The 15,992-nt window shown below is 72.9% G+C and carries 18 protein-coding genes and 1 pseudogene; 8 read left to right on the forward strand and 11 right to left on the reverse strand.

What is annotated here, in order from left to right; genetic code table 11:
• Positions 1-119: 119 nt before the first annotated feature.
• Entirely contained in the window at positions 120-368 is a 249-nt protein-coding gene (locus ACZ60Q_RS22640) for a DUF6296 family protein (RefSeq protein ID WP_469637605.1), read from the reverse strand.
• A 197-nt stretch (positions 369-565) separates the two neighbouring features.
• Between ACZ60Q_RS22640 and ACZ60Q_RS22645 the strand changes: the two genes are divergently transcribed.
• Positions 566-1,369 (forward strand): PepSY domain-containing protein, encoded by an 804-nt coding sequence (locus ACZ60Q_RS22645; protein WP_469637418.1) that lies wholly within the window; start codon positions 566-568, stop codon positions 1,367-1,369.
• A 66-nt stretch (positions 1,370-1,435) separates the two neighbouring features.
• Here ACZ60Q_RS22645 and ACZ60Q_RS22650 read toward each other — a convergent pair whose 3' ends face one another.
• The 4 genes from ACZ60Q_RS22650 to ACZ60Q_RS22665 form a co-directional block, all read right to left on the reverse strand.
• Positions 1,436-1,636 (reverse strand): hypothetical protein, encoded by a 201-nt coding sequence (locus ACZ60Q_RS22650; protein WP_469637421.1) that lies wholly within the window; start codon positions 1,634-1,636, stop codon positions 1,436-1,438.
• Positions 1,617-2,159, reverse strand: a complete 543-nt coding sequence (locus ACZ60Q_RS22655) for a serine hydrolase (RefSeq protein WP_469637423.1) — start codon at positions 2,157-2,159, stop codon at positions 1,617-1,619. Before ACZ60Q_RS22655 ends, ACZ60Q_RS22650 begins: the two co-directional genes overlap by 20 nt.
• Before the next feature lie 191 nt (positions 2,160-2,350).
• Positions 2,351-2,854 (reverse strand): GNAT family N-acetyltransferase, encoded by a 504-nt coding sequence (locus ACZ60Q_RS22660; RefSeq protein ID WP_469637426.1) that lies wholly within the window; start codon positions 2,852-2,854, stop codon positions 2,351-2,353.
• A gap of 115 nt (positions 2,855-2,969) precedes the next feature.
• Complete coding sequence (locus ACZ60Q_RS22665) at positions 2,970-5,003, reverse strand: ATP-binding protein (RefSeq protein WP_469637429.1); 2,034 nt, start codon at positions 5,001-5,003, stop codon at positions 2,970-2,972.
• A gap of 311 nt (positions 5,004-5,314) precedes the next feature.
• Between ACZ60Q_RS22665 and ACZ60Q_RS22670 the strand changes: the two genes are divergently transcribed.
• The 5 genes and pseudogenes from ACZ60Q_RS22670 to ACZ60Q_RS22690 all read left to right on the forward strand — a co-directional run bounded on the left by ACZ60Q_RS22670 (position 5,315) and on the right by ACZ60Q_RS22690 (position 8,439).
• Positions 5,315-6,025: an alpha/beta fold hydrolase gene (locus ACZ60Q_RS22670; protein ID WP_469637432.1), complete on the forward strand. Its 711-nt coding sequence runs from the start codon at positions 5,315-5,317 to the stop codon at positions 6,023-6,025.
• Positions 6,022-6,213 carry a hypothetical protein gene (locus ACZ60Q_RS22675; protein WP_469637435.1) on the forward strand — a complete coding sequence of 64 codons (192 nt, stop codon included), beginning with the start codon at positions 6,022-6,024 and terminating at the stop codon, positions 6,211-6,213. Before ACZ60Q_RS22670 ends, ACZ60Q_RS22675 begins: the two co-directional genes overlap by 4 nt.
• A gap of 487 nt (positions 6,214-6,700) precedes the next feature.
• Positions 6,701-6,862, forward strand: coding sequence for a hypothetical protein (locus tag ACZ60Q_RS22680; RefSeq protein WP_352242116.1), 162 nt, complete (start codon positions 6,701-6,703; stop codon positions 6,860-6,862).
• Between the two features lie 385 nt (positions 6,863-7,247).
• Positions 7,248-7,352 (forward strand): annotated as a pseudogene (locus ACZ60Q_RS22685) (sugar ABC transporter permease); the annotation flags it as partial.
• Positions 7,353-7,773: 421 nt separating this feature from the next.
• Entirely contained in the window at positions 7,774-8,439 is a 666-nt protein-coding gene (locus ACZ60Q_RS22690; protein WP_469637438.1) for a lysophospholipid acyltransferase family protein, read from the forward strand.
• 25 nt (positions 8,440-8,464) lie between these two features.
• Here the strand turns inward: ACZ60Q_RS22690 and ACZ60Q_RS22695 are convergent, their stop codons facing one another.
• Complete coding sequence (locus ACZ60Q_RS22695; RefSeq protein WP_469637441.1) at positions 8,465-9,049, reverse strand: DinB family protein; 585 nt, start codon at positions 9,047-9,049, stop codon at positions 8,465-8,467.
• Between the two features lie 315 nt (positions 9,050-9,364).
• On the opposite strand from ACZ60Q_RS22695, the gene ACZ60Q_RS22700 reads away from it, so the two are divergent.
• Positions 9,365-10,168 (forward strand): VOC family protein, encoded by an 804-nt coding sequence (locus ACZ60Q_RS22700; RefSeq protein ID WP_469637444.1) that lies wholly within the window; start codon positions 9,365-9,367, stop codon positions 10,166-10,168.
• Between the two features lie 15 nt (positions 10,169-10,183).
• On the opposite strand, the gene ACZ60Q_RS22705 is transcribed toward ACZ60Q_RS22700, so the two are convergent.
• The 5 genes from ACZ60Q_RS22705 to ACZ60Q_RS22725 form a co-directional block, all read right to left on the reverse strand.
• Positions 10,184-11,032, reverse strand: coding sequence for an endo alpha-1,4 polygalactosaminidase (locus tag ACZ60Q_RS22705; RefSeq protein WP_469637447.1), 849 nt, complete (start codon positions 11,030-11,032; stop codon positions 10,184-10,186).
• A gap of 54 nt (positions 11,033-11,086) precedes the next feature.
• Positions 11,087-12,412, reverse strand: a complete 1,326-nt coding sequence (locus ACZ60Q_RS22710; protein ID WP_469637450.1) for a sensor histidine kinase — start codon at positions 12,410-12,412, stop codon at positions 11,087-11,089.
• On the reverse strand, positions 12,412-13,086 hold the full coding sequence (locus tag ACZ60Q_RS22715; protein WP_469637453.1) for a response regulator transcription factor: 675 nt from the start codon (positions 13,084-13,086) through the stop codon (positions 12,412-12,414). Before ACZ60Q_RS22715 ends, ACZ60Q_RS22710 begins: the two co-directional genes overlap by 1 nt.
• 82 nt (positions 13,087-13,168) lie before the next feature.
• On the reverse strand, positions 13,169-14,239 hold the full coding sequence (locus ACZ60Q_RS22720; RefSeq protein ID WP_469637456.1) for a methyltransferase: 1,071 nt from the start codon (positions 14,237-14,239) through the stop codon (positions 13,169-13,171).
• A 108-nt stretch (positions 14,240-14,347) separates the two neighbouring features.
• Entirely contained in the window at positions 14,348-15,259 is a 912-nt protein-coding gene (locus tag ACZ60Q_RS22725; RefSeq protein WP_469637458.1) for a LysR family transcriptional regulator ArgP, read from the reverse strand.
• A gap of 66 nt (positions 15,260-15,325) precedes the next feature.
• Here ACZ60Q_RS22725 and ACZ60Q_RS22730 point away from each other — a divergent pair, with 66 nt between their 5' ends.
• Complete coding sequence (locus ACZ60Q_RS22730) at positions 15,326-15,937, forward strand: LysE/ArgO family amino acid transporter (protein ID WP_469637461.1); 612 nt, start codon at positions 15,326-15,328, stop codon at positions 15,935-15,937.
• The last annotated feature ends 55 nt before the right edge of the window (positions 15,938-15,992 follow it).

The raw sequence follows: 15,992 nt of genomic DNA on the forward strand, positions 1-15,992 counted from the left end.
GCCGCGTGGTGGGGTGGGGGGCGGGCTCGCCCGGCTGGGGGGGGGCCGGGGGGGGGGGGGGGGGGGGGGGGGGGGGGCGCCCCCCCCCCCCCCCCCCCCCCCCCCCCCCGCGGGTCAGGTCACGGCGTTCCGGGTGTGTCCTCGCTCAGGGGGCGGGCCAGCAGGGGAGAGCCGGGCACCTGGTGGCCGCCGCTGGCGAGCATGCGGACCTCGCCCCGGTCGCTGATCTCGGCGCGCACGATCCCCGTCTCGTCCTCGTACACCGGGAATCCGCCGGCCCCCAGCCGGTCGGTGAGCCGGACGCACACCACGTCGTCCGCGGCTCCGGACAGCTGGAAGACGAGCTCGTAACGCTCGGTGTGCACCATGTGATCCATGACGGCCTCCGGGCCGGGCGCGGAGAATACGGCCCTGCTGCCATTGTTTCGCATCCCGGCGTCCACCGCCCGGGGAACGACGGCCAACGGGCGGACCCGCCCGGTCGATCGGGTGACTCCCCGGTAGGACAACATGACCGATGGCCCGGAGGGCTAGGCATGCGTGTATGAGACTTGAGCCTCGACGAATGAACAGTGCCTCTTCCCGTTCCCGCACCCTCAAGACGGTGGGTGCCCTCGGCATGGCCGCCGCCACGGCCGTTCTGATGACCGGATGCGGTCAGAGCTCGGACAGCGCGACGAGCGCCGCCACCTCCGAAGCCGCGAAGGTCGTCCCGCAGAAGCAGACGACGTCGCCCTCGGCCAGTGCCCAGCTGACCCAGGACCAGCAGGAGCGCAAGAAGGTGATCGACGCCACGAAGGTCACCTTCGACGACGCCGCCACCACTGCCGCCGGCGAGGTGGCCGGGGGCAAGTTGGTCGACCTGGACCTGGAGGGTGTGGACGACGACAGCGGCCAGAGCCCCAGCCCGACCGGGTCCGGCAGCCCCACCGGCTCGGCCGGCTCCGCGAGCCCCAGCGGCTCCGCGAGCCCCAGCGGAACCGGCACGTCCAGCCCGAGCGCGAGTCCGGGCTCCGAGGGCCCGGTCTGGGTCGCGGAGGTCGCGGAGAAGGACGGTACGGTCCACACCGTCCGGATCAACGCGGTCGACGGCAAGGTGATCGAGGCCCGTGTCGACGCGGATCAGGACGCGGGTGACAAGAAGCAGACGGCCGACCGGCTCGCCCAGGCCACCCAGACCCCGCAGCAGGCCGCCAAGGTCGCCACGGAGAAGAAGAAGGGGACGGTCACCTCCGTCGGCCTCGACGACAACGAGGGTAACGGCGTCGTCTGGCAGGTCGACGTGGTCGGCTCGGACTGGAAGAAGACGACCTTCGACGTGGACGCCAAGAACGACACCATCGTCCGTGAGCAGACCGACAACGACTGACCGCCGCCCCGCCCGACCCGCGAAGGGGTACGCCGGACGCCCGGCGTACCCCTTCCCGCCTTCTGCCTAGTGCGCGCCGCCCGGCTCGCGGTGATCGAGCAGCCGGCAGACGAAGCCTTCCTGGAGGTCGCGGAGCGTGGCCAGCAGTCGGGGGTTCGTCGCGCTGTTCACCTGGGAGGTGAGGGAGACGGTCAGCGACCGATCGCCGTCCTTGGTCCCCGCGGCCAGCTGTGTGTAGCCGGGGAAGTTACCGGTGTGGCCGTACACGGTGCCGCAGCGCGTCGTGTACGAGAACACGGCGAGGCCGGCCCTGTTGCGCCCCGGGCCGGCCGGTTCCGACCCGGTGCCAGGCGGCGGGGAGCTGGGGCAGTCGCCGGCCGAGAGTGTCGTCCAGACCGAGCGTGCCCCGCTCGGCCAGCTGCAGAGCGACCGAACCGCTGAAGGCCTTCGCCGTACTGGCGATCCGCATGTGGTCGGTGGTCCTGGGCGGACGCCCGGTGCCGAGCTGCGAGGTACCCGCCCGGTACACCTCGCGCCGGCCACCCGCCGTGAGGACGGCGATGGCGCCGGGCGGCCCTCCCGGAGTGTCCACGAGCGCCTGGAGCCCGCGCCGCAGCGCGGGGTCGATCGACCCGTGCGGGCCGACGCCCCCGTCCCCGCTCGCGTGGGCCGGGCAGGTCATCAGCCCGGCGAGCGACGCCGCGGCCAGGGACGCGACGAAGGCTCCTCGCCGCCGTGACCGACTGCGGCAGCGGGGGAGCGAGGCGTCACGATGAGAACGTACGGGCACGGGGCCTCCTGAAGGCGGTGGGTGTCGGGCGGCGCGGTGGCGTCCGCTCCCGCGAGCCCCAGCATCGGGCGGCCGGACGGGGTTTGCCCCCCGAGGTGAACCATCCGGCCGATCACCGCCATACCGCCGACGCCGGACAGCACACCGTTCACCCGCCCACTCCATGCCGCCACTTCCTCCTGCGGCACCGTTCAATGGGCCGGGGGAGCGCCCCCGATCAGATCAAGGACGTACCGCCGCCCGGGGCGGTCGCCGAACATGACGTCCTCCAGCGGTTCGAACCCGGAGCGCGCCAGCACCGCGCGGGATCCCATGTTGTCCAGCGTCGTCTCCGCGCGCAGCGCGGTGAGACCGTACTCCCGGACCGCCAGGACGCGGACTTGCTCGACCGCCCAGGTGGCCAGCCCGCGCCCCGCGGCCTTCTCCGCTATCCGGTAGCCCAGCTCGGCCGAACCGTCCCGCACTCCGAGGAGGTTGATCCGGCCCAGGACGCCGCCGTCCTCGTCCTCGATGAGGTGGAAGTGGTGCAGCCCCGCGTCCTGTTCGGCGAGCAGCTCGCGGTGGCGTTCGGCGAACGCGGCGAAGTAGTCGTCGCCCCGGTCGGTGATGGATGCGGCGAAGTAGGCCCGGTTCTCCCGCTCGAAGGCGAGCAGAGCCTCTGCGTGGTCGGGACGGAGCCGACTGATGGACGTCATACGGGGATGCTAAGTGGTGTCTCGCCGGGGTGTCCGGCGTCCGGCGTCCGGCGTTCCGTGTCCGGCCTCCCCGTCCGCCGGCCGGGCGGGGAGGCCGGACGGGGGACGGATCCCGCTATCCGGGATTCCCGCGCTCCAGCGCGTGCGCCAGGCCGCGTTCGGCGTCGTCGGCCGAGGCGCGCCGATAGGCCCGCTCGTATGCCGAGTCGCCCGCAACCTGCCGGGCCCGGAGCTCCCACTGCTCGCGGATCGCCCCGAGCTCCGGGGTGCCCCGGTGCGGGTGGCCGACCATGCGCCAGTACGTGTGCCCGGTACCGGAGGCACGGGCCGCGGCCACTCCGTTCCCCTGTGCGGCGATGGATCCGGCGAGCAGATCGAGGCCGAGCGCTATGCCGAGGCTGTCATGGAGTTCGTGCTTGCTCGCGAGCATCGCGCGCGCGTGGCTCTCGGCATGACGGGGGCGGCCCTGGAGCAGGTGGATGAGGGCGAGTTGGTGATCGGCATACGCCCGTGCCCAGTGCTCGCCGAACCGCAGGCTGATCCGCTGGAGCCGCATGGCTTCCTCGTACGCCTCGTCGAGCCGGCCGAGGGCGGACAGGGCGAACAGGCGTATCACCCGGCAGCGCAGCTGTGAGGGCGCGTCGGCGGGGTCGCCGGCGTGGTGGCTCAGCGCGCGGTCGCTGACGGCGTACGCGGTGAGCGGCCGGCCCATCATCAGATACGTGAAGCTCATGGAGTGGGCGGCGAGCAGCACCGCCTCCGGTTCCTCGTCGCGGCGTGCCGCGTGCCGGCACTCCTCGCCGGTGCGGCGGGCCGCCTCGTGGTCGCCCTGCAGGGTCAGCGTGATGCCCAGGGCCCACAGCGCCCGGGTGCGGTGCGGACCGGCGGAGAGCGGCAGGGCGAGCACCCGTTCCAGATACGTGCGGGCCTGATGCAGATGGCCGCAGCAGCTCCAGAAGAGGCCCGCGCACCCGGCCATCTCCATCGCCATCTCCGGGTCCTCGGCCAGCAGGTGGTCCAGGGCCGCGGACAGGTCCGCGTGGGCGTCGGCGATCCGGTGGTACCAGAGGACCTGCGACGGCCCGAGCCAGCCCGCGTACGCCTGGACGGCGACATGGGCGAAATGCCGGGCGTGCCGGTCCACGAGGAGCGCGTCCTGCGCCAGCTCCGCCAGCCACATCGCCCCGTACTCGCGCAGCGTGTCCAGCATGCGGTAGCCGTCCCCGGTCCGCCGGAGGACGGACTGGTCGGCCAGGCGTTCCAGGGCCGGGGCGATGGCCGCGGCGTCCAGCGGCCCGCCCGCGCACACCACCTCCGCGTCCGGAATCGTGATCACACCGCGGAAGACGGAGAGCCGCGCCCACAGCAGCCGCTCCAGCGGTGCGCAGAGCTCGTGGCTCCAGCCGATCGTGGTGCGCAGGGCACGGTGGCGGCGGGGCCAGAGGGTGTCGTCGGTGAGCTCTTCCATCCGGGAGGCCAGCCGTCCGGTGATCTCCTGCGCGCTGCTCTCGCGGAGCTGGACGCAGGCCAGCTCGACGGCGAGCGGTATGCCGTCGAGCCGACGGCAGATCTCGGCGACGGCTGCCGCGCTCCCCGGGTCATCGAGCGAGAGGCCCGGGGCGACGGCGGCTGCCCGCTCGTGGAAGAGCCGAACGGCCTCGTCGCCGTCGTCGCCCGCGGAGAGCGGGGGTACCTCGACGCACTTCTCGTCCGTCGCGCCCAGCGGTTCCCGGCTGGTGGCCAGGACCGTCAGCCCCGGTGCCGAGGCGAGCAGTTCGGCGACGAGCTGCCCGCAGGGGCCGACGATCCGCTCGCAGCAGTCGAGAACGAGGAGCAGATGTCGGCCGGACAACCATTCAGCGAGCGCGGCCACCGGCCGGCGGGGGCTGTGGTCCAGGAGCCCGACACCGTCGCAGACCGTGGTGGCGAGCAGTTGCTCGTCGTGCAGATGGGAAAGGTCGGCCCACCAGACGCCGTCGGCGTAGCGGTCCCGGGCGCGCTCGGCGGTGCGCAGGGCCAGCCGGCTCTTGCCGACCCCGCCGGGGCCGGTGAGCGTGACCAGCCGATGATCTCGAAGTGCCCGTTCGACGCCGCCCAGTTCGTTGTCGCGTCCGACGAAGCTGGTCGTCACGGCGGGGAGGTTGCCCATCACGGGGACATCCTGCCTCGCCGAGGCCCACCGCCTCCGTTCATAGCGAAAAGCAGTCAGAAACGGCCGACAACGCATCCTGTTCAGTCGCCAAGTGGCGTAGGTCAGAAGGGGATGGCGTGCCGACGCCCTCAGCCGTCGAGAACAGCGACCGGTGACCCCAGAACCCCACCGGGTCGGAACCGGCCGGGACGAGGGCGGTGTCGCCGCCGACGACGCCCCGTCCCGGTGCTGCGAGGACAGCGAAGCGCCGACGGTTGACGAAACGGTGGCCGGGAGGCTCTGTCGTACCCCTGCGCTACGTTGCTGGCATGACGCAATTCGTACTGGTGGCAGGTGCCTGGCTCGGCTCGTGGGCGTGGCGTGACGTGGAGCCCGGCCTGCGCGCGCCCGGTCACGGTGTCCACCCGCTGACCCTGTCGGGCCTCGCCGACCGACAGGAAGTGGCGGCGGGGCAGCAGGCGCACGTCCAGGACATCGTCGACGTGGTCGAGCGTCTCGGTCTGCGTGAGGTGGTGCTGGTCGGCCACAGCTACGCGGGCATTCCGGTCGGGCAGGCCGCCGAGCGGATCGGCGACCGGCTCGCCCGCGTCGTGTTCGTCGACTCCAACGTTCCGGTCGACGGCGATTCCTTCGTCGCCGGCTGGCCGGACGGACGGGCCGGCGTCGAGGCCGCCATCGCCGCCAACGGGGGCTTCTGGCCGCCACCGGCCGCCGCCGACTGCGCGGACCAGGGCCTCACCGGGGAACAGCTCGCCCGGTTCCTCGGCGGCTCGACACCCCACCCCGGCGCCACCCTCACCGATCCCGCCGTCCTGGCCCGTCCCCTGGGCCTGCTGCCCGCGACATACGTCAAGTGCCTGCTCGACTGGCCCGAGCCGAGCCCTGAGGTGGCCGAGCTGTTGACTAGTGAGCGGTGGCGGCTCGTCACGATGGACACCGGCCACTGGCCGATGTTCTCGCAGCCGGGCGAGCTCGCCCGGATCCTGTTGGACGCCGCGGGAACGGACGCCCGACGATGACGGGCTCGCCCCGCCCGGAGCGGCGATCCCCGGACGAAGCGGCCTCGGAGCACCCGGAGATCACCTACATCGGATGCGCGCGCTGCGGCACCCTGATCGCGGGCCTCGACGGGCGGTACGCCTGTTCGGGCTGCGGCTGGGTCAATGAGTGGACCGAGGGCCACCGTCCCCTGCCCGAGGCCCGGTGACGGCGCTCGGCGGACACGACCTAGAGCTACCCGGCCCAGCTGCCCGGCTCCCGGTCCCACCCGCGCCCCGGCCCGTACCACTTCCCTGGAGGAGGGCATGACATATCCGACCCGCCCGGCGCCGACCTGATCCGCGCCGGGCGGGTCGGCGCCGGGCGGCGCCGACCTGATCCGCGCGTTCCTTGCCGTCCTCGACATCGAGTCCGACTGCTGTCCGGTGGTGGGCCCGCGGGCGGTCCGTGCCGACGAGCTGACCGCGCTCGCCGGCCGTTCGGGCTCTTCCCGTGCGGCATCTCGGCACGGGCCGGCGCAGGCGGTGACGGAGCAGCCGCCCCGCGCCCTCCGGGGGCGGGGCGGCTGCTCCAGCAGGTGCGGTGGGGTCCGCGCCGGAATGGAATCGCGACCGCCGCCGCCCACCACGTACACTCGCCCCCGCCTCCGCCGACCGGCAGGGGCTTTTCGCACCAGACCGACGGGGAAGAACCGTATGAGTTCCGCAGACAGCACCGAAGCACCGATCTACGCCGGCCTCGTGGAGGAGCACGGCGACGTGCTCGCCGAAGTACGCAGAGTGGCCGAGGAGGTCCTGCGCGAAGCCGACCGCGCCATCGACTTCGGCACGGTGCGGACGGCCGCCGCGGCACGCTAGGGTCCCGCAGGCCGGAACCCCGGCCGCAGCCGCCTCGTTGCGGTCAGGTCCATCACGGGACGGTGAACGTCCTGCGACTCTTGCCATATTCTTGCGTTCGTGACGCGATGGTTCGCTGAGAACCGTCGCCAGTGGAAGCGGGTGAGGCCGTGGCAGGCCGGGTGTCCGACACCTGCGCCCGATGCCACCGCAGCCCCCCGGCCACCCTCGCGACCGTCCGGCGGCCGTGCTTCGGTGAGCGGTCCACGCAACCGCGTGGAGAGCGCTCCCAGCCGGTCGCCGAGGGGTGGCGAGGCCCCAGGGCCGGCGCTGTGGGCGCCATCGGCCGGGCCTTCGCCCCGGGGTGGTTTCTCGCCCGTTCCCGTGGTGGCCCACGTCCGGTCGCTTCCTCCACCTGCCGACATCGAACTGGACCAACGGCGCCGACACCGCACTCGTCTCCTCCGTCACCGTCGCCACCTGGGCCAACACGGTCGGCACCGTCCTCATACCTCGCCGCCCTCAGCATGATGCTCCTGCTGGTGCTCAGCGCGTTCTCCGCCCTGTAGCCGCGACTCACCCGCACCGACCGAGAGGAGCGTCGCCCGCCATGACCCGGACAGCTCCGCCCCCGGTACGGAAACCGCCCACCGCTCACCAGCGGCCCCCTGGACGCCGAAGGCAGGCTGCCCCGGGACACGGCGGTGTGGCCGGTCGTCCGAACCGGTACGGCACGGGGCCCGGAGGGTCCCGGCACGCCGGGAGCGCCCGGAGGCAGGGGCGATCGACCAGGGAGCCTGAGTACCCGCACTCAGGCCCCACGCCCCGGCCGCCACGACGATGAGGGTGTGGCGGGCGAAGCCGGGAGAGGCGGACCTCGCACCACACCGCCGTCACCACGACGGTCTTGCCCGCCGAACCCCGGGAGAACCGTGCTCAGCCGCATCGCCGCCGCCGTCGTCCCCTCACTCGGACGACTCACGGTCACGTCCGACCACGCCACGGTCCCGGCCGCCGGCAGCATCATCGTCGCCAACCACACCTCGCTGGCCGACCCGGGCATCGTCCTCGCCGCACTGCTGCGCCTGGGCGTCGAACCCGTCGTCATGGCCACCGCGGGCCTGTGGCGCATACCGGTGCTCGGCCGTCTCCTGGAACGCGGTGGCCATGTGCCCGTGCACCGGAACACCGGCCGGGCCGCGGGCGCCCTCGACGCGGCAGCCGTCGTTCTCAGGGACGGCCGTCATCTGCTCATCTACGGCGAAGGGCGGCTGCCCTCCCGCGACGACGCGGCGGAGGCCCCGCCGGAGAGCTTCCGCAGCGGCCTCGCCCGTCTCGCGCACGCGTCCGGCGCGCTCGTCGTGCCGCTCGGCCAGGCGGGAGCCCGCCGGGTGACCTCGGGTCCCTACGCCAAGCAGATCTCCGGGATCCTCACCGCTCCGGCCCGCCGCCCCCGGCTCCACGTCCACGTCGGCGCCCCACTGCGGCTCCCGCCGGAGGTCGAGGCGGCGACCGCCACGGCCCGCGAAGCCGTCACCGCCGCCTGGCGCACCGCCGCGCACCAGCTCGGCGAACCCGCGGCGCTCGCCTGGCGCTGAAACGGGCGATGACCAGGAGGCGCGGCTACCCGGCCTCCCGCGCCACCCGCTCCAGACGCTGCCGGTACTCCTCCCACCAGGCGCGGTCGCCCGGCGGCATGTTGTCGGTGCCGGACCGCAGCCCGACCGTCCCGTCGACGAGCTCCCGGACGATGTCGGCATGCCCGGCGTGCCGCTGGAGGTCGGCGATCACATGGATCAGGATCTGGTGCAGCGTCACCCGGCTCCGCTCGCCGGGCCACCACCGGACGTGCCCGACCGCGTCGAGCGGCAGCTCGGCGATCGTCGCGTCCGCGTGCTCCGCCACCCGGCGGTAGAGGGCGAGGATGTCCTCGCGCGACTCGTCGGCACTCGCCCACATGTCCTGGTTCGCCTCGGCGTCGTCCCCGTAGGCGGGCGGCTTCTCGCCGAACGGCCGCCCGAACGTCTCGCCGAAGTAGCCCAGCTCCACCCCGGCGGCGTGCTTGACCAACCCGAGGAGGTTCGTGCCGGTCGGCGTCAGGGGGCGACGGACGTCGTACTCGCAAAGCCCTTCGAGCTTCCACAGGAGGGCTCCGCGAGCGGACTGCAGATAGTGCTGGAGGTCAGCCTTCGGCTGCGAGGCGGTCATGACGGCAGTCTGCCACCGGGCACTGACATACAGGGGCTCGGGGCTTTTTGTTTGATCATGCCGGGCTCGCGAGCACCGTACGCGCGTCTGCGGGCCTTTGTCCGGGGCAGCCGGGGCGTGCTCCGCAACGTTCCGGGACGCGGCCCGGGTGGCGGCGGCGATCCCAACGGCGTAGGTATGGAAGCGTGCCGCTCCGGAGGACGCCTGACGTCACGGAGCGTTCCGGCCTGCGACGGCCGGTGACCAGCAGGCCCACCCGCCGGACCGGCGCCCGCGTCCGGCGGCTCACCACCGGGGACGAGGAGACGGATCCCGATGACCGCGGCAGAGCAGAGCACCCCGGTGCACGGGATTCCGTGCTGGGTCAGTCTCATGACCCGGGACCTGCGGGCCACCCAGGACTTCTACGGGACCGTCCTCGGATGGACCTTCCGCTCCGGTACCCTCGGCGCGGGCTTCACCGTCGCCCACGCCGGCGCCCTGCCGGTCGCCGGGATCGGCCAGATCGCCCCCGGACTGCCCACGGCCGTCTCCTGGACCCCGTACTTCGCCGTCGAGGACGTCGATGCCACAGCGGCCTGGGTCCGTGAACGGGGCGGCACCATCGCCGTCGGCCCGATCCGGCTGGGCCCCGGGCGGGGAGCTGTGGCCGCCGACCGTGAAGGAGCCGGATTCGGCTTCTGGGAAGGCCGGACCCCGCCCTGGTCGTTCGGCCGCGACAACCCGCCCGCCTCCCTGGAGCTGCGGACGAGCCACGCCTTCGACTGCGCGATCTTCTATGCCGAGGTGTTCGGCTGGGCCTCCGAGGAACCCGGCGGCTGCGAGGTCGGCTACGCGTACCAACAGGACACGGTCGTCGTACGGCAGGGCGGACGCACCATGGCCACCCTGCGCGGAGGCGGCGACGCGTCGTCCCCCGACCCCCGGCTGCGCCCGCGCTGGCACGTCCGTTTCCCGGTCGCGGACCTGGAAGCGGCCACCGAGGCGGCCCGCGCGGCGGGCGGTACGGCAGAACCGCCGGTGGACTCGCCCGCCGACGGAACCGAAGCGGTGATCAGAGACCCCGACGGCGGCATCTTCACCGTCTGCGCCCGCCAGGGAGTACGGGACGGCCCTTAGCCACCGTGCCGGGCCTCAGCAGACGCGGAACACGTATCCCGCTTCCCCGGCCGGGACGACATCGAGGTCCCGGCGCACCACCGAGACCTTCGCCCCCACGGACGAGCACGCCTTCGCGAAGTCGTCGTCGGTGTACTCGATGACGAATACCCTGCCGTCGTACGCGGAGGCGTAGTCGGCGCACTCGTCGTACCGGCCGCACTCCTCGGCGACGGCGAAGTCGAACCCGATCTCCCGCCGCCGCTCCAGCAGATCGGTGGTGTTCTTCTGGCCGACCGCCAGCCCGGCGGCGTGCGCCCGGTCGGCCAGGAGCTTCGCGAACGCCGCGTTGTGCGCCCGGGTCAGCAGGCCTTCCGAGCGCTCGTAGGAGTCCAGGTTGTCCGGCTCCACCGCCTGGAAACCGGACCTCGCGCAGCCGTCGACCCAGCCCCCGACGATGTCCGCCAGCCGGGTGCGCTTGTCCGCGGTCGAGGTGTCGAGCAACGCCTCGCCCCACTTCTCGTCATTGACCAGGTCGCCGTCGCCGTCGCGCAGCAGCAGGTCGGGGTTGTCCTTCTCCCACCGGTCCAGTGCGTCGGGCTGGGTCTGGAAGGCGTTGACGTAACAGACGTTGTACAGGCCCTCGGCCGGCTCGTCGCCACGGTCGCGGGAGACCGCCCCGACCCCGGCGGACGGGGTGTAGGCGCCGCCGATCTGGTAGTCGAAGGTCACGTCGGCCTCGGGCGGCACGACCTCGGGCGCGGCCCCCGAGGCGAAGGCGTTGGACAGGAGCAGTCCCGCTCCCGTCGCGACAGCGACGCCGCCGGCCAGACCGGCGAGCGTGCTTCCGCGGCGGAGGAACGGACGGACGGCGCGCTGTGACATACGTGACTCCCGTGCGTGGGCTTCGGAACCTGTCCCCACATCATGGACGGCCGATCATGAGCGAATCGTGAGCGTCCGTCCGACGCCGCGCCGCGACCGGGCGGGGGCGAGCCGCAGGACGAACTCCGCGCCACCGCCGGGGCGGGCCCGGACGGTGAGTGACCCGCGGTGGGCATCCGCGATCCGCCGTACCAGCGAGAGGCCGATCCCCGTTCCCCCGCCCGGCGAGCTGAACCGCTCCATCAACGCCGGCAGCCGGGCCGGATCCACTCCAGGGCCCCGGTCGGCGACCCACACCTCCGGTCCGCGCACGGTCACCAGCAGATCGGCCCCGTCCGACGCGCCGGCGGCCCGGCCGTGCCGTACGGCGTTGTCCAGCAGGTTGCGCACAGCGACCCGCACCAGCGAGGCGTCCGCCTCGACCACCGACTCCTCCAGCCGCGACTCCAGGCGGTGCCCACCCTCCGGCAGCTCCGCGCACACCTCCTCGACGAGCTGGTCCAAGCGCAGCGGCTCCGACCGTACGACATCCACGGCGGCCTCCAACCGCCCCCGGGCCAGCAGGTTCTCCACGACATCGGCCATCCGGTCCGCCGCCCGGCGGATCCGGGGCAGGTGCGCCCTCAGCCCACCCGGAGCCCCGGCGGCCACCTCCACCGAACCGCGCATCACCGCGACCGGGGTCCGCAACTCGTGCGCCGCGTCGGCCAGCAGCCGTTCCTGCTGCTCCAGCGCCTCCCAGGCCGGCCGCATGCTCCGCCCGGAAAGGACATGCCCGGTCAGTGCGGCCAGCGCCGTCAGCGCACCGGCTCCGACGGCGAGGGAGAGGACCAGACTGCGGTGCTCGGCAGCCCCACGCTCCGGATCGCCGACCGCGACGGCCGCTCCCGCCACCTCGTCGGTGGCGTCGTGGTAGAAGGGCACGGCCAGCAGACGCACGGGCTCTCCCGTGCGATCGCGTGCCTCGGCCCGCACCGGCCCCTCCTCGTCCATCGCCGAACGGGTCACCGCCCGGATCGTTCCGGCCTCCACGGCGAACTGCGCGGTGCGGCCCTGGAACACGGTGACCGGATCACCGCCGGGGCGGCCCTCCACCACCAGGACCTGCGGGGTTCCCGAGGTCGCCTCGTCGTCCCGGAGCCCGTCCAGATGGATCCGGTCGTCCTCGTAATAGACGAGCGAGGCCGCGACGGACGCCCGGCGGCGCATCTCGTCGTACTCGGCGCCCAGCCGCGCCCGGTCGTCGGTACGGATCACCAGCCAGGACAGGCAGGCCAGCCCGACGACGGTGATCAGGGTGTACGCGGCGGTCAGCCGCAGCCGCAGCCGGTGCAGCCGCCTCCTGGCCGGGGAGTGGCGCCGCCGTACGGGCTTCGCCATCAGGACGGCCCCGGCTTCGCGGACAGCAGGAACCCCTGCCCCCGCACGGTGTGCACCGGCCCGGGGGAGCCGAGCTTGCGCCGCAGGCCCGCGACGACGGCGTCCACCACGTTGGAGACCGGATCGGCCATCTCGTCCCAGCAGTGCTCCAGCAGCCCGGTACGGGTGACGACGGCGTCCCGGTGGACGAGGAGCTGCTGGAGCACGGCGTACTCCTTCGGGCTCAGCGACAGCAGCACACCACCGCGCCGCACCTCGTGACGCGCGACGTCCATGACCACATCCGCACAGGTCAGGAAGGACGGGAGCCGGGCCGGCGCCCGCCGGCTCAGGCTCCGGACGCGCAGGACGAGTTCGCGTATCGAGAACGGCTTCGCCAGGTAGTCGTCCGCCCCGCTCTCCAGCCCCCGCAGCCGCTCGTGCAGGGAGTCCAGGGCGGTGAGGCACAGTACGGGCACCGACCAGCCCGCCCGGCGCCTGCCCTCCAGCGGGGCGAGGGTGTCGCCGGAGGGCACCAGGCGGTCCAGCACCACACAGTCGTAGGCGGTGACGTGCAGCAGCACGTCCGCCTCCGGCCAGTCCGACGCGCAGTCCACGGCGAAGCCACCGTCCCGCAGCCCGGACGCGATCACGTCCCGCAGGTCGTCGTCGTCCTCCACCAGCAGCACACGCATGGGGAGGATGCCTCCGAGTCTGTTCCGGGGGGAGAGGCCAGCCATCCTATGGTGTCCCGCGTACCCGCAGGGAGTCGCCCCGTCAGGCCGGTGAGGCCTCGACGAGCTGGAAGACGTTGGGCGCGGGCAGCGGTGTCACGCTCCGGAGGTCGAAGCCGCCCGCCGTGCACAGGGCCGCGAAGTCGTCCGCGGTCCGCTCCCGGCCGCCGACGTTGACCAGCATGTTGAGGTCGCTGAGGTAGACGTTGTCCGGCCGGTCCGGTGGCACGGTGGCGGGCAGCACCGGTTCGACGATCAGCAGGGAGCCGTGGTCGGGGATGACGTCCCGGATGTGCCGCAGGATGGCCACGCACCTCTCGTCGTCCCAGTCGTGGATGATGCTCTTGAGCAGATAGAGGTCGCCGCCGGCCGGGGCCGAGGCGAAGAAGTCGCCGGTCTCCAGCGTGACGCGTCCGGTCAGATCTTCCTGGGCCAGCCGTCGCGGAGCCTGCGCGAGTCCCTCGGCCGTGTCGAACAGGACGCCCCGTAGTTTCGGGTGCTCGCGAAGGACCGAAGCCAGCAGCGTGCCGTCACCGCCACCGATGTCCACGAGCGTACGGAAGCGACCGAAGTCGTAGTGGTGCGGGACGGCCGTGGCGGTCAGCCGTGTGCCCTGGCTCATCGCCTCGTTGAACGCGGCGGACAGCTCGGGGTGTTCTCTGAGATGACCGAAGAAGTCGGTCCCGAACACCGTGTCGAACGTGGTCTCTCCTGTACGGACGCTCTCGTCGAGCAGGTCCCAGCCCCGCAGCATGACCGGGTCGGTGAACATCCGGGCCATGGCGACCATCGTGCCGGGTGTGTCGGTGCGCAGGGCGTCGCCCGCCGCGGTGGTCCGGAAGGCGCCCGGTTCCGGCTCGGACAGCAGGTGGAGTCCGGCCAGGGCACGCAGCAGACGCAGCGTCGCCTGCGGGTGGGTGCCGAGTGAACCGGCGAGCGCTTCGGCACGCAGCTCACCCGGCCCGATCCGGTCGAAGACGCCCAACCGCACCGCTGTGCCCAGTACTTGGGTGGCCATCTGGCCGAGTACGAGCCGGGACACCGCCGCTCGCACCTGCCCATCCGCTTCCGGGGCCTGGCTGGTGCGTGAGTCCTGGTCATGACGGTCCGTCATGGTTCGCCCCTCTCGCTTGAGTTAGGTAAACCTAACCTTGAGCGGGAGGGGGTGGCAAGCACCCACAGGTGGGGCGAGCGGGTTTCCGGTGGCGGGTGGGTGCGCCGGTCAGTCGCTGTCGAGCGCCTCGGCGGCCTCCGCCGCCACCGCCTCGGCGACAGCCGCCAGGGCAGGTGATTCCAGCTTCCACTGCTGCCAGTACAGCGGAACGTCCACGCTGTGGTCCGGGGTGAGCAGCACCAGCCGACCGCCGCTCAGCAACGGCTCCGCCTGGACCTCGGGCAGCAGGCCCCAGCCCATGCCCGACGCCACGGCGTTCGCGAACCCCTCCGACGTGGGTACCAGGTGACGCCGGGCGCTCGGCCGGGCTCCGGGGCCGAGCCGGCGCACGAAAGCGTCCTGAAGGTCGTCGCGCCGGTCGAAGCCGATCACCGGGGCGTCACCGATCAGCCCGCGCAACGCGGCACCCTCCCGGCGACCCAGCCACCGGTCGGCGAAATCGGGACTGGCCACCGGCAGATACCGCATCCGGCCCAGCCGACGCACCGAGCAGCCCGTCACCGCCTCCGGCGACGAGGTCACCGCGGCCATCGCCAACCCCTCCCGCAACAGGGCGGCCGTATGGTCCTGGTCCTCCCGGCGCAGCTCGTAGCAGAGCCCCAGCTCCTCCGGCACGCGCCGCAGGGCGGGCAGGAACCAGGTCGCCAGGGAATCGGAGTTCACCGCGATCGGCAGGAGCGTCGGCTCGCCCGGCCCGGACATCCCGAGCGCCACCTGCGCGTCGTGCTCCAGCCTGGCCAGCTGGCGGGCGAAGCGCACCACCACCTCACCGGACTCGGTGGGCCGCACCGGCTTCGTGCGCATCAGCAGCACCCGGCCCGTGCGCTGCTCCAGCGCCTTCACCCGCTGGCTGACCGCCGACGGCGTCAGCCGCAGGGCGTTCGCCGCCGAGTCGAACGTGCCTTCGTCGACCACGGCCAGCAGGGTCCGCACGTGGTCCAGGGGAAGCTCGGACATCATAGACGCTAATGTTACGTAAGAATCTTTAGCTGGACGCCGAGTTCCTGTGCTCCGTAGCGTCGGCGCATGACGAACGCCCTGACCACCGCGGCCGCCGGTTTCGGCACCGGCCTCTCGCTCATCGTCGCCATCGGAGCCCAGAACGCCCTGGTGCTGCGCCAGGGCGTCCGCCGCGACGGCGTGCTCGCGGTGGTCGGGATCTGCGCCCTGTCCGACGCGGTGCTCATCGCGCTGGGAGTGGCCGGCGTCGGCGCTCTCGTCGTGGCCTGGCCGTCGGCGCTGACGGTGGTGGGGCTGCTCGGCGGCGTGTTTCTGCTCGCCTACGGTCTGCTCGCCGCGCGCCGGGTCCTGCGTCCGTCGGCCCTGCACACCGGGGACGCCCCGGCCGCCTCGCGCCGGGGTGTGGTGCTGACCTGCCTGGCGATGACCTGGCTCAACCCGCATGTGTACCTCGACACCGTGTTCCTGCTCGGGTCCGTCGCCGCCGACCGGGGGGCGCTGCGCTGGCCCTTCGGCCTCGGCGCGATCCTCGCCAGCGTGTGCTGGTTCGCCGCGCTCGGGTTCGGCGCCCGGCTGCTGAGCGGAGTCCTCGCGCGGCCCTCCGCGTGGCGGGTGCTGGACGGCCTGGTCGCCGCGATGATGATCGGCCTCGGCACGAAGCTGGTGCTGAACGCCTGAACGCCTGAACGCCTGAACGCCTGAACGCCTGAACGCCTGAACGCCTGAACGCCGC

The organism is Streptomyces sp. NPDC104313 (genome assembly GCF_055583985.1).

Excerpts from the sequence above, each read along its gene's own strand:
- ACZ60Q_RS22645 (WP_469637418.1), top strand. The coding sequence starts at position 566 with ATGAACAGTGCCTCTTCCCGTTCCCGCACCCTCAAGACGGTGGGTGCC.
- ACZ60Q_RS22720 (WP_469637456.1), bottom strand. The coding sequence starts at position 14,239 with ATGACGGACCGTCATGACCAGGACTCACGCACCAGCCAGGCCCCGGAA.
- ACZ60Q_RS22705 (WP_469637447.1), bottom strand. The coding sequence starts at position 11,032 with ATGTCACAGCGCGCCGTCCGTCCGTTCCTCCGCCGCGGAAGCACGCTC.
- ACZ60Q_RS22660 (WP_469637426.1), bottom strand. The coding sequence starts at position 2,854 with ATGACGTCCATCAGTCGGCTCCGTCCCGACCACGCAGAGGCTCTGCTC.
- ACZ60Q_RS22725 (WP_469637458.1), bottom strand. The coding sequence starts at position 15,259 with ATGATGTCCGAGCTTCCCCTGGACCACGTGCGGACCCTGCTGGCCGTG.
- ACZ60Q_RS22715 (WP_469637453.1), bottom strand. The coding sequence starts at position 13,086 with ATGCGTGTGCTGCTGGTGGAGGACGACGACGACCTGCGGGACGTGATC.
- ACZ60Q_RS22640 (WP_469637605.1), bottom strand. The coding sequence starts at position 368 with ATGGTGCACACCGAGCGTTACGAGCTCGTCTTCCAGCTGTCCGGAGCC.
- ACZ60Q_RS22670 (WP_469637432.1), top strand. The coding sequence starts at position 5,315 with ATGACGCAATTCGTACTGGTGGCAGGTGCCTGGCTCGGCTCGTGGGCG.
- ACZ60Q_RS22675 (WP_469637435.1), top strand. The coding sequence starts at position 6,022 with ATGACGGGCTCGCCCCGCCCGGAGCGGCGATCCCCGGACGAAGCGGCC.
- ACZ60Q_RS22700 (WP_469637444.1), top strand. The coding sequence starts at position 9,365 with ATGACCGCGGCAGAGCAGAGCACCCCGGTGCACGGGATTCCGTGCTGG.
- ACZ60Q_RS22695 (WP_469637441.1), bottom strand. The coding sequence starts at position 9,049 with ATGACCGCCTCGCAGCCGAAGGCTGACCTCCAGCACTATCTGCAGTCC.
- ACZ60Q_RS22730 (WP_469637461.1), top strand. The coding sequence starts at position 15,326 with ATGACGAACGCCCTGACCACCGCGGCCGCCGGTTTCGGCACCGGCCTC.
- ACZ60Q_RS22710 (WP_469637450.1), bottom strand. The coding sequence starts at position 12,412 with ATGGCGAAGCCCGTACGGCGGCGCCACTCCCCGGCCAGGAGGCGGCTG.
- ACZ60Q_RS22665 (WP_469637429.1), bottom strand. The coding sequence starts at position 5,003 with ATGGGCAACCTCCCCGCCGTGACGACCAGCTTCGTCGGACGCGACAAC.
- ACZ60Q_RS22680 (WP_352242116.1), top strand. The coding sequence starts at position 6,701 with ATGAGTTCCGCAGACAGCACCGAAGCACCGATCTACGCCGGCCTCGTG.